At 60.1% G+C, this 14103-nt stretch carries 7 protein-coding genes and 1 pseudogene; 7 read left to right on the top strand and 1 reads right to left on the bottom strand.

Features of this window, described 5'->3' with window-relative positions; all coding sequences use genetic code 11:
• Positions 1-2: 2 nt before the first annotated feature.
• Positions 3-851, top strand: coding sequence for a LysR family transcriptional regulator (locus tag IMCC21224_RS13215; protein WP_047995747.1), 849 nt, complete (start codon positions 3-5; stop codon positions 849-851).
• 59 nt (positions 852-910) lie between these two features.
• On the opposite strand, the gene IMCC21224_RS13210 is transcribed toward IMCC21224_RS13215, so the two are convergent.
• The gene (locus tag IMCC21224_RS13210) at positions 911-1873 is read right to left on the bottom strand and encodes an NADPH:quinone oxidoreductase family protein (protein ID WP_047995746.1); all 963 of its coding nucleotides are present in this window, start codon (positions 1871-1873) and stop codon (positions 911-913) included.
• Between the two features lie 308 nt (positions 1874-2181).
• Between IMCC21224_RS13210 and IMCC21224_RS13205 the strand changes: the two genes are divergently transcribed.
• The 6 genes and pseudogenes from IMCC21224_RS13205 (at position 2182) to IMCC21224_RS13170 (ending at position 14095) form a co-directional block, all read left to right on the top strand.
• Positions 2182-2556, top strand: coding sequence for a helix-turn-helix domain-containing protein (locus tag IMCC21224_RS13205; protein ID WP_047995745.1), 375 nt, complete (start codon positions 2182-2184; stop codon positions 2554-2556).
• A gap of 110 nt (positions 2557-2666) precedes the next feature.
• Positions 2667-3467: a histidinol-phosphatase gene (gene hisN / locus IMCC21224_RS13200; RefSeq protein WP_047995744.1), complete on the top strand. Its 801-nt coding sequence runs from the start codon at positions 2667-2669 to the stop codon at positions 3465-3467.
• Positions 3468-3605: 138 nt separating this feature from the next.
• Entirely contained in the window at positions 3606-4937 is a 1332-nt protein-coding gene (locus IMCC21224_RS13195) for an 8-oxoguanine deaminase (RefSeq protein ID WP_047995743.1), read from the top strand.
• Positions 4938-5223: 286 nt separating this feature from the next.
• Positions 5224-11127, top strand: coding sequence for a GEVED domain-containing protein (locus tag IMCC21224_RS13190; RefSeq protein ID WP_231582082.1), 5904 nt, complete (start codon positions 5224-5226; stop codon positions 11125-11127).
• A gap of 253 nt (positions 11128-11380) precedes the next feature.
• Positions 11381-12324, top strand: a pseudogene (locus IMCC21224_RS27120) (transposase).
• A gap of 419 nt (positions 12325-12743) precedes the next feature.
• Positions 12744-14095, top strand: a protein-coding gene (locus IMCC21224_RS13170; RefSeq protein WP_156178093.1) for an IS3 family transposase whose coding sequence is annotated in 2 segments (ribosomal slippage) — positions 12744-13080 and positions 13080-14095 — 1353 coding nt in all. Because the reading frame shifts where the segments join, the coding sequence is not laid out codon by codon here.
• The last annotated feature ends 8 nt before the right edge of the window (positions 14096-14103 follow it).

The raw sequence follows: 14103 nt of genomic DNA, 5'->3' as shown, positions 1-14103 counted from the left end.
GAATGCGTAATCTCGACATCACAACGCTGCGGTCGTTTCTTGCGGTGGCACAATCCGGTGGGGTGACTCGCGCCTCGGGGTTTCTAAACCTGACGCAATCGGCCGTGTCGATGCAGCTCAAGCGGCTAGAGGAGATGTTGGACCTGCAATTGCTGGATCGGTCGGGCCGGGGGGTGAGTCTGACGGCCTCGGGTGAACAGTTGCTGGGATATGCCCGCCGGATGGTCGACCTGAATGACGAAATATATGCCAGGTTGACGGATCAGGCGTTCGAGGGCGAAGTCCTGCTTGGGGTGCCACATGACATTGTTTACCCTGTGATCCCGCAGGTGCTGCAACGCATGGGCGCCGCCTATCCGCGGGTGCGGGTGCAGTTAGTGTCGTCTTACACCAGCTCGCTGCTCGAGCAGTACCGGCGCGGCGAGATTGACGTGATCCTGACCACCGAAGGCGGGCTGCGCACCGGCGGCGAAACGTTGGCCGAAGTGCCGCTGCGTTGGATCGGCGCGCCCGGCGGAATAGCATGGAAACAGCGCCCACTGCGGTTGGCCTATTGCCGGTATTGCACCTTTCGCAATGGCGCGTTGCGTCGCCTGGACGAGCTGAGCATCGCGTGGGAAATGGCGGTGGACAGTGAATCGGATCGCACAATCGAGGCGACAGTCAGTGCTGATCTGGCGATTACCTCGATGCTCGAAGGTCACGCGCCACCGCATCTGGTTCACATCGATCCGGTTGGGTCGCTGCCGGATTTGGGAATTATCAACATCAACCTTTACGGGTCAACCGCGCGGCGCGAAGTTGTGGAAGAACTCAAAACGATGATCCGACAGGGCTTTTCTGTTCTATAGGGACCAGCGCGCAGTTTCGGTAGGTTTCGATGCAATATCAGTATTATACAGCAGAAACATCAGGCAATCTGTATCACGACCTTACCTGTCGATTTGCGGGTGCGCAGCAACTCCAGCCCCTCGGCAGCGCGATCCAACGGTAAAACGTGACTCACATGCGGGGCGATTTTACCGGCGGCAAACCAGCCCAGCAAAGTGGCGAGGCTGTCGGTGACCACCTCGGGCTGGAAGGTAAGATATCCGCCCCAGTAGACACCATGCACCGTGATATTCTTGACCAGAAGGTGGTTCGCCTTGATCTGAGGCACCTCACCGCTGGCAAAGCCGATTGTGAGAATTCTTGCCTCAGGTCGGCAGGCGCGAAACGCATCGGCAAATTGGGTGCCACCCACCGGGTCATAGACCACGTCCGCGCCGCCCAGCGATTTCATGATCGCGCGCAGGTCACCTGAGTCGGCGTCAATCAGGTGATCAGCTCCTGCCGCGCGAGCGACGTCCAGCTTGTCGGTGCCACGGGCGCAGGCCACGACACGGGCGCCCAGACGTTTGCCGATCTCAACCGCGGTCAGGCCGACGCCGCCCGCCGCACCCAGCACCAGCAGCGTCTCGCCCGGTTGCAGTCGTGCGCGGTGCGCCAGTGCCAGGTGACTGGTGCCATAGGCGATCTGGAACGCGGCGGCGGATACCGCGCCCATTCCCGCTGGCAGCTTAACCGCGCGCCCAACATCAAAGACGCCGTACTCTGCCAGACCGCCATGCCCGCCGAAGACTGCGACGCGATCACCGGGTGCGAAGCCATCAACGCCCGGACCGATGGCATCAATGCGACCCGCGACTTCCATGCCCAATGTGAAGGGCAGGGGGGGCGTATCCTGATATGTGCCGGTCATCATCAGCAGGTCGGCAAAGTTCAATCCGCAGGCCTCAACCTTCACGCGAATCTGTTTTTCACCCGCTTCGGGCCGCAAAATGCCGCAAAAGCGGGGAGGTTCGTCATGAGACTGTACCTGGAAGGCGCGCATCGAAATCTCCTGTCCATTTCTATCTAGCTAGGCGTTTTTGCACCAAAAGGTCAAATACTTAGGTCAGGGTGGTTGCGCAATTTCAGCGCGGCGAGGTGTGTGTATTTCTCGCGCAGGAAGTGCATTCAATTAACCAAATAAACCAAGGGGACCTGTATTTTCTTGCTTCGACAAAGTTTTTAGATGTAATTTCATGCAGGCTGTGGGGGTGCACAGCGACATGGCTGACGGTTTTGTTCGAACGAACCATGCTGGTTGGCCGCTTAATGATGATCAATGTTGACCTTAGTTGAAGGAAGTTTACCCATATGACGCACCCCGTAGATATGCATGTCGGAAAACGTATACGCCACCGTCGCTGGCTGGTGGGCATGACCCAGCAACAGCTTGCCGAACGGGTTGGAATTAAATTTCAGCAGATCCAGAAATACGAGACTGGCGCGAATCGTGTCAGTGCATCCCGCCTGTGGGACATCGCCGATTCACTTGAAGTGCCCGTAAGCTTTTTCTTCGAGGGGCTTGAAGTCGAAGGGTCAAACGTCTCGCCATTGCATGATGCCGTCCCGGCCGATCTTTTGGGGGACAAAGAGGCGCTTGATCTTGTGCGCTCTTACTACGCCATCCCGGAAAATCAGCGCCGCCGCCTGTTCGAACTCGCAAGGGTTCTGTCGGACGTCGCCTGACAAGGCGCGTTCTCCCGGAAATCGTGCAATGTCTGACGGCATTGCGGATTGTCTTGGACATGACCTACGCCCTGCGGTAGCGGATCTGTGATCTTGCCGCAGGAGTTGCCATGACTGTCCTACCCATCAGCGACCACCCGACTGTGCTGGCCTGTGCCCGCGAACTTGCCGATGCTGCGCGCGCGGTGATTCTGCCGCATTTTCGCAGCGCGACGCTCATGGCGGAAAACAAGCTGACCACCGGGTTCGACCCCGTCACCGTGGCGGATCGCGCGGCCGAACAGGCGATGCGTGACTGTCTTGAGCGGCTGCGGCCGCAGGATGGCATCCTGGGCGAGGAATTCGGCCCAAAGTCGGGGCAAAGCGGCCTCACCTGGGTGCTTGATCCGATCGACGGCACCCGTGGCTTTATGAGTGGGACGCCCACCTGGGGCGTGTTGATCGCCCTCTCGGATGAGACCGGCCCAAAGCTGGGCGTGATTGACCAACCCTACATTGGTGAGCGGTTTACCGGGGGTCTTGGCGTCGCGCAATGGCAGGGGCCGCATGGTGGTGGCGCGCTGCGATCACGTGATACGCGGGATCTGGGTGAGGCGGTGCTCTTCACCACCTTCCCGGAAATTGGGACCTTGGACGAACGCGCGGCGTTTGAGCGGGTGTCGCGGCAAGTTCGGCTGACACGCTATGGCATGGATTGTTACGCTTACGCGCTGTTGGCCGCCGGTCAGGTGGATCTTGTGATTGAATCCGGCCTCAACCCCTATGATATCCATGCGCCGATTGCTGTAATCAAGGCTGCGGGCGGACTCGTCACCAACTGGCAGGGCGGCCCGGCGCATGACGGCGGTCAGGTGCTGGCGGCGGCCAACGCAACGATCCACGCAAAAGCGCTGGAGGCGCTCCGCGGCTAACGACATTTGTCAGGCTTTACCACAGGCGTGGGACCGGTTTAGGGTAGGGGGCGCTGCCGAGCACTTGGGCCCTTTTTCCGTCGTCATGCGCTGGACTTCACACCGAAAAGGGCACGAACCAGACGTGTGGAGTGTCCCATGACAGACTTTCTGATCCGCAACGCCGCCCATGTGCTGACCATGGACGACGAGAGCCGCGAATTTCAGGCCGTGGATGTTGCGATCAGCGGTGGAGTGATCACCGCAATTGGCCCGAATCTGCCCAATCAGGGTGAGATCATCGAAGCCTCGGGCTGCGTCGTGACGCCGGGATTGGTCAATACCCATCACCACCTGTTTCAGTCGCTGACCCGTGCAGTGCCGGGGGGACAGGACGCGTTGCTGTTTGGCTGGCTGCGCAGCCTCTATCCGATCTGGGCGCGCTTTGGCCCCGAAGAGATGCGGGTTTCGGCCTTGACCGGATTGGCCGAACTCGCGCTGTCGGGATGTTCATTGTCGTCGGATCACCTTTATCTTTTTCCCAACGGCGCGCGACTCGAAGATACCATTGCGGCGGCGTCCGAGATCGGGATGCGGTTTCACCCGACGCGCGGCGCGATGAGCATTGGTGAATCCGCAGGCGGGCTGCCGCCAGACTCTCTGGTTGAATCCGAAAAAGTGATTCTCGATGATTGCATTCGGGTGATCGACGCCTTTCACGATCCCGCGCCGGGGTCGATGTGCCGGGTAGGCGTCGCCCCCTGTTCGCCTTTCTCGGTCAGCCGCGAACTCATGCGCGACGCGGCCCTGCTAGCACGGGACAAGGGTGTACGCCTGCACACCCACCTTGCCGAAAATGACGAGGATGTCGCCTATTCTTTGGATCGGTTCGGCTGTCGTCCGGGACAATATGCCGAAGATCTGGGCTGGACGGGTTCGGATGTCTGGCATGCCCATTGCGTCAAACTGGACGCCTCCGATATCGCACTCTTTGCCCGCAGCCTGACCGGTGTGGCGCATTGCCCATGTTCGAATTGCCGCCTCGGTTCCGGGATCGCGCCGGTGCGAGCGATGCGTGACGCGGGCGTGCGCGTCGGGCTGGGGGTCGATGGATCGGCCAGCAATGACATGGGAAATCTGGCGCAAGAGGCGCGGCAGGCCCTGCTGTTGCAACGGGTCAGTCGCGGTGCCGACGCAATGAGTGCGCGCGAAATGCTGCGCATCGCCACCCGTGGTGGGGCCGAGGTTCTGGGCCGCGACGATTGTGGACAGATCGCGGTCGGCATGCGGGCGGATTTGGCGTTGTGGGACATTACCGGGATCGAAAGCGCCGGCAGTTGGGATCCGGCGGCGCTGTTGTTGGCAGGTCCGTCAAAGGTGCGTCACTTGCTGGTCGAGGGGCGCCAGATCGTGCGCGATTGGCGGCTGACCACGCTGAATTTGCGCGAACTGAGCGAAACCCAAAATCGTCTGGCCCGCGCGCTTGCCTGACAGGTCTGGCCTGACAGGTCTCGCCTCCGACGTACGGATGCAACTGGTTTATCCCTGATCCGATCAACGCCATGTGCTATGAGTGGCGCAAGGTGTGGGCGTCCCCGCTATTCGAAAGGGTAGCGCGATACCCCTACAGGCAGTGCCGATGCCCTAGATATTCTCTGACGCGAGCAGCGGATTTTGAGATAGTAAAACCTGCCCACGAGATGTCGATACGGTACCCGTGCGTTAGCGGGGCGGACATGACTGTTATGTCTGTGCACCATAAAAAGAGGTTAGTTCATTGTCCCAATCAGTTGTTGTCGGCGGATTTCGTCGTTTTGTTTATGGTTTGATGGCTTGCACAACCTTTGGGGCGACGCAGGCGCAAGCCGGGGATTTCCAGATCGACTGGAGCACTTTTGACTGGCCCGCCGGTGTAACCGGCCCGCTGGTGCGGACTCTGAGGGATCAGTACGGCTTTGAGGTCGATGCGACGGTCGAGCATACCGGCATCTTTTCCAACTATTCCGGCAGCACGCCGTCGCCTGATGATGTTGCGATCTTCGGCGGTAACGTCGAATCGCTGATCATTGTGTCGGACGCGCCGCAGAATTTGGGTGCAATTGGTGATTCGCGCACCATTTCGACGGTATCGGCCAGCTCGGGTGGTATCGCCTTTCCGGTGGATAGTCTGACGATCGACGTGCTTGATATCGATGCCAATGACAACAACAGCACGACTGACCGATGCGATTTCATCACGGCGTTTGGCAATAATGGCAATCCGACAATGGCCGCTCTGAGCGCCACGCCCTCGGTCATCGCGGGACCGGGACCGGGGAGCGGGCTGACCGGCGCACTGGGGGCCAACCAGGCCCAATGTATTTACGTCGAAGGCTTTGCCGGATCACCGACGTCACCCAACGACGACAGCGGGACGATCCGGGCAACCTTTCCCGATGCGACATCCTCGGTCACGTTCTGGTATGATGAAAGTATCCAGAACGTCCGCAATTACGCCAGCTTTATCAACTACGACCCCGGTGCGCGGGGTATTGGCATGTTCGGCAATGCAAACTTTTCGGTTGACCAAAGCATAAGCCTGTCGCGCAGCGCCACGCCCAGCACAGGGACCCAGGGCGAAACTGTCACCTATACCTATACTGTCACCAACACTGGTTCCTTGCCGTTCAACCCTGGGCAGGACGTGCTGATCGAAGATGATCTGTTGGGCACAGTGACCTGCAACACGATCAGCACGCTTATCGCCCCCGGCGGCACAGTGACCTGCGAGGCACCTTACACAATCACTGCGGCGGACGTTCTGACGGGGTCTGTTGATAGCAATGCCGTGGCCGGAATCGGGGCCATCGGACAGCCGTTTGTTGCGCGCCTGCAATCGGACACGCAGCCGCTTTCGGTTGTCAGCAGTGTCATCCTCGGTGGTGGCGGTGGCGCACAGAATTGCACACCCCAGTCGGTGTTTGCGCAGCCCCGCACCCAGCTGGCCGGCCCGGGCACCAACACCAACATGACCACTTCGGATATCTTCCTGTTCGACGACGTGACCGTGGACAACAATGGCAATCCGATCGATGTGGTCTTTCAACTCGACCAGATCAGCAACGCGATCAACCTCGAACTGACCAGCGGGTTACAGGCGCGGATGACTCCGGTCGACAACGGATATGTGGTTTACCGCCTGCGGCTTGTCCAGGATGGCACTGCCACCGCTGCAAATCCGCTGGGCACCGCGATCGAACAAAGCCGGTTCAACGGCATCATCGTGCAGCAGACGGATATCGACAGCCGCGGCCCCGGGGACGATTCGACAGATGTTGGCGGGCCGATCGAAACACCAACAACCATCTCACATTTCAATACAGCGCCGATCGCATCTTTTCCTGCCGGAGGCAACGCCATCGGTCAAGATCCGGCCAAGGCAGGTAATCCGCTCGACTGGTTCGACGAGCCGAACGAAACCGATTTTGACAACTACGCAACCTACGAATACGACACCTTTGTCGAGGCCCGGTTCATCCATGGCTACACCGGGACATCGACCGTGCCCGCCACCCGTGGGTCGGGCATTCTGCTCTGCGCCATTGCCAATACGTCGGCGGATGTCATCGCCGAAGACGACGATTACACCGCGTCGCCGGTCAACACCCTGCTGGGCGGAACGGCGGGTGAGGTCATGGCCAACGACACCATCCTTGGCCTGCCTGCGACCCCGCTCAACGCCACGCTCGAAGTGCTGACCGAAGCTGTGCCGCAGAACCTGGGTGACCCGGTTCCCCTGCTGGAAACCGCCGGACTGGATGCGGGGCGCGTGACGGTTCCGGCGGGTGTTCCCGCGGGCGTCTATACTATCGAATACCGCCTCTGTTCTGCGGTCGATCCCACCGATTGTGACCGTGCCCGCGTGACGATTGCGGTGTTCGAGGGGCTTGGACTGGATTTCGGCGATGCGCCGCTTAGTTATCTGACGGCTTCGCATACGGTGGGAGTCGTGGCATCTGTCTATCTTGGCGCAACACCGCCGGACATCGAACTGGTTGCGCAAACCGATGCCACCGCCACGGCGGACGATTTGCTGGGTACTGACGACGAGGACGGATTGATCTTTCCAGTGCTGACCCAGGGCGCGGTCAGCACGCTGGAAGTGACTGTGAATGGCGCGGGGTATCTTCAGGCCTGGCTTGATTTCAACGGTGACGGACTGTTCGAAGATGCCCTGGGCGAGCGTATCGGCACAGATCTGCGCGACGACGGCACGCAGTTCGACAATATCGCGGGCGACGGAGTGATCCAGATCGACGTGACAGTTCCCGCGAACGCGACCACGTCGCTCACCTTTTCGCGCTTTCGTTATGCCACCGACACGGGTGTGGTTGTCGCAGGGCTGGCGCTCGATGGTGAGGTCGAGGATCATTCGCTGATTATTGCCGCCGCCGATCTGGTGGATCGCGGCGACGCACCTGCCAGCTATGGCGATCCGCGCCATGTGGTCGTGCCAGACATCTATCTGGGCGCAGCAGAACCCGATACGGAAACCAGCCCGCAAAACAGCGTGAATGCCGATGGCGACGATTTGGCCGATCTGGACGACGAAGATTCCGTCGCCACCTTCCCGGTGCTCGAAGCAGGCACAACCGTGTCGCTGACCGTACAAACCCACGAGACGCTGAGCGCTCAACTGGACCTGCCCATTCCGACGCTGCTTCCGGGTATCACCAACCTGCAACTCTGGATCGACTATAACCAGAACGGCGTTTTCGATACCTCTGAACATATCGCTGTAGATTACCGCGACGGCGACACAGGTGACACCGACGGTGTCTTCAACAACCAGATCAGCTTTGACATTTCGGTGCCTGCGGATATCGGCAACGGTCAATCCTATGCGCGGTTGCGTTGGTCCACGACCAGCGCGGTGGCTGCCGATCCGTTTGACGGGCTGAATTTCGACGGCGAGGTCGAGGACTACCTTGTCACTCTGTCCAATCCCAACGGGCCGCTGAGCTGCACTGCCAACATCTACATGGTTGCAACCGAAACGGCGCAGAACCTGCCCGCGCTCAGCGAACTAGCGTTCACGGAAAGCGGCGGGAATTACACGCTCAACCAAACGTTGTTTCCGCCAGATTATACCGGCAATTACCTGGTGACGGGCTGGGGCTACAACGAGCTGGACGACTACATCTACGGTGTGCGTCAAAGCCCGCGCACACTGATGCGGATCAACGCAGCTGGTGCAGTGCAGGAAGTGGCAGACCTATCCGGTCTGGGCATTGAATCGCCAGATTCCACAGCAGACATCCTGCCCAACGGGATCATGGTTTACATGTCCGGCACAAGTAACAACATCTATCAGCTGCTTGACATATCTGACCCGGCGAACCCGGTGAACCTGGGTGTGCTGACTGCTGGCGCAGGCTCGCCCTATGGCCGGGACATTGCCTACAATCCGCGGGACGGAATGATGTATTTCATCGACCCTAATCGCGACGTCTATATTCTGGATCCGCGCGACGGGGTCCCAGGTGCGACAACAGTGACGCTGGTGGGCAACGTGCCTTTGCCAGCGGGGTATGGTGCGATTGACATCGATTCCGTATGGTTTGACGGATCGGGCTTTTTCTATGGGTTCGACAATCAGTCCCGCCAGGTGTTCGTGGTCGAACTGGGCGGGGATGGTGACCGTCCCGGCAGTTTCCAGTTCATCGAAGTCCTGGGAACCGTCCAAGATCTGACCTATCAGGGCAATGACGGTGCGTCTTGCCGTGCCTTTCCGGGGCCCTTCGTGTCGACGGTGTTCCTAGACGGCACAATCTCTGGCACACTTTACGAGGATGCGAATAATTCCGGGGTCTTTGATGCCGGTGAGACGGGGCTGCCGGTCGGCATCACCGTAGAACTGTACGACGAAAACGGGACGCCTGCCAACTTTGCGGATGACACGCTGGTGACCAGCACCGAAACCGCCGCTGACGGCACCTACAGCTTTATTTCCGTCGATTCGTCGCTCACTTACCGGATCCAAGTGGACGAGGCCGATCCCGAGATCCCGGCTTCGCTGGTTATGTCGACCGCCAACCCGATCACTGGGGTCACAGTGGCGACCGGAACCGAAACCCCGGATCAGAATTTCGGCTTTGTCACGGCTGCGGCATCGGCGGATCTGTCGCTGACCAAGGTGGCGATTGACGTCGCCAGTGGTCAACCCACGACCGAGGCCACCGCAGGCACCGAGATAGATTTCGTGCTGAGCGTGACCAATGACGGCCCCGGTTCTGTGACCGGCGTCCGGGTGCGCGATCAAATCCCGAATGGCTATACCTATGTCTCGGACGATGCGGCAGCCGCGGGCGACACCTATGCGTCATCGACCGGCGTCTGGACGGTTGGGGACGTTGCCAATGGCGCGACCGAGGTGCTGACCATTCGCGTCACCATGAACCCGACCGGAGAACACACCAACCGGGCCGAAATCGTGGCCTCGTCACTGCCCGATCCCGATAGCGATCCCGCAGTCGGTGCACTGACCGACGATCTGAGCGACGGTGTTGCCGACGACGATGAGGCATCTGCCGCGATCAGCTTTGTCGGCACCGGCGCGATCCTGTCCGGCAACGTCTTTGAGGACAACGGGGCAGGGGGCGCGACGGCATATGACGGGCTGAAAGGCGGCACCGAGCCGGCGACCAACAAGGCGGTTGTGAGCGTGTTGAATGCGTCTTCGGTCCTGATCGGGACACCCGATGTGGCTGCCGACGGCAGTTGGAGCCTGACCCTGCCCGAAGGCTACAGCGATGCGGTCACTGTCAGTATCGCGCCCGCAGTGGGGCTTCGGACTGTGTCCGAGGCGCCAGGGGCTCTGCCGGGATTGGTCAACGCGGCACCACGCGACGGTAGCTTTACCTTTACCCCGGTTCCGGGCGTTGCCTATAGTGACCTGAACTTTGGCCTGATCGAAGTGGCCCGCCTTAGTCAAAGCCAGCAAAGCGCAATTCGTGCCGGGCAGGTGGTCACGCTGCGTCACGAATATCTGGCAGATTCCGACGGGACCGTGATCTTTGATGTCGATATTCAGCAAGCCAGTGCGCCCGGGCTGTTCTCGGTCGGCCTGTTTCTGGATGCCGCTTGCGACGGCAGCGTGGGGGCGGCTGTGGACGGTGCCTTGCCAATCAGCGCGAATACCCGCATCTGCCTGGTGGCCCGTGTCAGTGTATCGAGCGCGGCAAGCGCCGGATCAACAATCGGCTTTGATTTGGTGGCGGATACGACCTATGGCGCCAGCGGTCTGACAGAGCAGGATCGCAACACCGACCTCGTGCGGGTGGAATCGCCCAATGGCGCGCTGAAGCTCAGCAAAACTGTGCGCAACGTGACACAGGGGACACCCGAAGGCGTCAGCAACGGTGCCGCTGCGGGGGATGTGCTGGAATACCGCGTCTACCTTGAGAATCCCGGCGTGCTGCCGGCGACCGATATCGTCATTCACGATCGTACGCCGCCTTATACTGTGCTGGCCACCGCCATCCCCAGCCCGGTAAACGTGGGGGGGGATGTGGTTTGCTCGGTCGCGGCGCCGGGTGTGAATGCCGGGGGCTACTCTGGCGCCCTGCGCTGGGAATGCACGGGTACCCATCGACCGGGGGCAATTGGGGCGGTTTCGTTCCAGGTGCAGATCGCGCCCTGAGATCTCTTGCGGACGCGGCATCATCCGCGTCCGCAAGAGGGCGGGCGGGGAATCTGAGCGGGCTGGCGATTGCCCCGCCTGTGTTTCCGCCTTGCACCCGGTTCGACGATATCCCTGCACTTCCGCCCGTAGATAGTTCGGCTTGAACGACTGCCATGTAGCTGAAACACCGAGATAAATCGGATATTTTTCTGGCTTCAAACTGCAGGGATTCGTAGAATCCAATTGAAAAGGCTGCAGTTTGGATCCTGCCATGAAGCACCGCTCGCGTCCTGAGGAACAGGATGATCTCCTCCGCCCCCGATTGGTCGACATGATCGACATGCGCCACGAGCTTGTAAAGCTGGCAGACTTGATCGACTGGGAGGTCTTCGAACGGGAGTGGGCTGGTTTCTTCCCGTCGGCGACAGGGCGGCCTGCGACGCCGCCACGGTTGGTGGCGCCTCATGTATCTGCAGCATGCCTATCGGCTCTCGGACGAGGCCGTGATCGCCCGCTGGGTGGACTCCCCGTATGTCCAGCATTTCACAGGCGAGACGTTCTTCCAGCATCAGCCGCCGATTCATCCGTCCTCGCTCAGCCGCTGGCGTGATCGCATCGGCGAAGAGGGCGCGGAGTGGCTGCTGACCAAAACGATTCAAGCGGGCCGGTCTGTCGGTATCATCGACGACGACAGCCTGGCGCGCGTCTCCGTCGACACCACCGTGATGGAAAAGAATATCGCGTATCCAACCACCTCCCGGCAGCATCCTGCGGATGCGCCTGCCGGGCAATGAACGCCAGGCTCTACGAGAAGGCGCGGGTGAAGTTGGTCGCGCTGGCAAAGGACCTCGCCGCCCGGACCTCGCCGTCGTGGACCGCGGCTACCGTGGACACGGTGTCGGAACAACCCATGTGTTGATCTCCGGAATGCGTCGCGGGCTGACGGATGGGCTGAAAGCGCAGCTCCGAAGGCGCAGTGCGATCGAGCCGGAGATCGGCCACATGAAGACCGATGGCCGCCTCGCGCGCTGCCCTCTCAAAGGGACCAAGGGCGATGCGCTCTTCGCTGTCCTGTGCGGCTGCGGGCACAACATCCGCAAGATCCTGGCCCGCCTGAGGGCCCTTTTGGTCCTGTTGTTCGAGGGCCTGTCACGGGCGCCGCGCGCGATCAACGCCTTCACCGTCCGATCAATAGCACTGCAAATCGCCGCGTAGGTGTTGTTCAACGTCGACTAAATAAAGGCCCCCTGATCATAGGCGCCGCCCACTGGCCCAAGGAGGTTCGCCTGAAAATCAAGAGAGGGACGTCATCGCTACGGATGAGCCCCACGGTGCGGGTGTCCAAAGTGGCCGTGGGCATGGACACGCGTTCACCGACATCCGTGCACAGCTTCGATACGGTGCTCTTGGCAATGTCGGAGAGGCGGCGACACGGCGCGGTGGGCTTCTTGGATCACGGCCACCAGGGCCTTCTCCTAGGTGTTCCGGGGGCCCAGGAAACCGGGGAAATAGCGGCCCTTCCGAAGCGTCGGCTCCCTGAGGTTCAGCGTGTCTGACGTCAGCGCTTTTGGGACAGATTTGAGGATTTGAACAACGGAGGATTTCTGGTTCATCGTAGCTTTCAAGGAGCGAAGATGAACAAGACATCCGGAACGTCGAAGGACGCAGCTGACAAGCTGGTCAAGAACATCCGCCGCAAGACGCGGCAGACCTATTCTGCAGAGGAGAAGATCCGCATCGTCTTAGCTGGCCTGCGCGGTGAGGAAAGCATTTCGGTGCTATGTCGGCGGGAGGGTATCGCCGAGAGCCTGTATTACAGCTGGTCGAAGGAGTTCCTGGAGGCTGGCAAGCGTCGCTTGTCTGGCGATACGGCGCGCCAAGCCACGTCGCCGGAGGTGAAGGAGCTTCGCTCTGAGTCTTTGGCCCTGAAGGAATGCGTGGCCGATCTCACCCTGGAAAACCGTCTGCTCAAAAAAAGTATGACAGGGGCTGGGGAGGTGGAGGAATGAGATACCCTGCAACCGAGAAGCTTGAGATCATCCGCACCGTTGAAGGTTCGCATCTGCCCACCAAAATGACGCTGGATATGCTGGGCATTCCGCGCACGGCTTTCTACCGCTGGTATGATCGCTACGTCGAGGGCGGGTTCGATGCGCTGGCCGATCGGTCTCCTCGACCAGGGTCGGTCTGGAATCGAATACCCCAAGACCGGCGCGATGACCTGATCGAGTTTGCGTTAGAACATGAGGCGCTGACGACACGTGAACTGGCGGTCAAATACACCGATGAGAACCGGTATTTTATCTCGGAATCATCGGCTTACCGCATTCTTAAAGCAGCTGATCTGATCACGGCGCCGGACTATGTGGTGATCAAGGCCGCGGACGAGTTCACGGACAAGACCACGGCCATCCATCAGCTCTGGCAGACCGACTTCACCTACTTCAAGATCATCGGCTGGGGCTGGTATTACCTGTCCACCATCCTCGACGACTACAGCCGCTACATCATCGCCTGGAAGCTTTGCACAAACATGCGGGCCGAGGACGTGACGGACACGATTGAACTGGCTCTGAGCGCATCGGGCTGTGACCAAGCCGTCGTCCGGCACAAGCCGCGCCTGCTGAGTGACAACGGGGCCTGCTACATCTCTGGCGACCTCGCCAAGTGGTTGGGAAATCAAAAAATGGGCCACGTTCGCGGGGCACCATTCCATCCGCAAACCCAGGGCAAGATTGAGCGCTGGCACCAAACTATGAAGAACCGGGTTCTGCTGGAAAACTACTACCTGCCCGGCGATCTCGAACGCCAGATCGGGGCCTTCGTAGAGTATTACAACAACGCGCGATACCACGAGAGTCTCAACAACGTCACGCCCGCCGACGTCTACTTTGGGCGCGACAAAGCCATCCTCAGAGAAAGGAAGAAGATCAAGATACTGACAATCCGCGAACGCCGCTTGCAACACCAAAAACAAGCCGCATAATCAATCAC

Origin of the sequence: Puniceibacterium sp. IMCC21224 (genome assembly GCF_001038505.1) — a bacterium.
Lineage (GTDB): Bacteria > Pseudomonadota > Alphaproteobacteria > Rhodobacterales > Rhodobacteraceae > Puniceibacterium.
This window is presented reverse-complemented; position numbering and strand designations above follow the sequence as displayed.

Coding starts and splice junctions, on each gene's coding strand:
- IMCC21224_RS13215 (WP_047995747.1), top strand. CDS start 3: ATGCGTAATCTCGACATCACAACGCTGCGGTCGTTTCTTGCGGTGGCA.
- IMCC21224_RS13210 (WP_047995746.1), bottom strand. CDS start 1,873: ATGCGCGCCTTCCAGGTACAGTCTCATGACGAACCTCCCCGCTTTTGC.
- IMCC21224_RS13205 (WP_047995745.1), top strand. CDS start 2,182: ATGACGCACCCCGTAGATATGCATGTCGGAAAACGTATACGCCACCGT.
- hisN (WP_047995744.1), top strand. CDS start 2,667: ATGACTGTCCTACCCATCAGCGACCACCCGACTGTGCTGGCCTGTGCC.
- IMCC21224_RS13195 (WP_047995743.1), top strand. CDS start 3,606: ATGACAGACTTTCTGATCCGCAACGCCGCCCATGTGCTGACCATGGAC.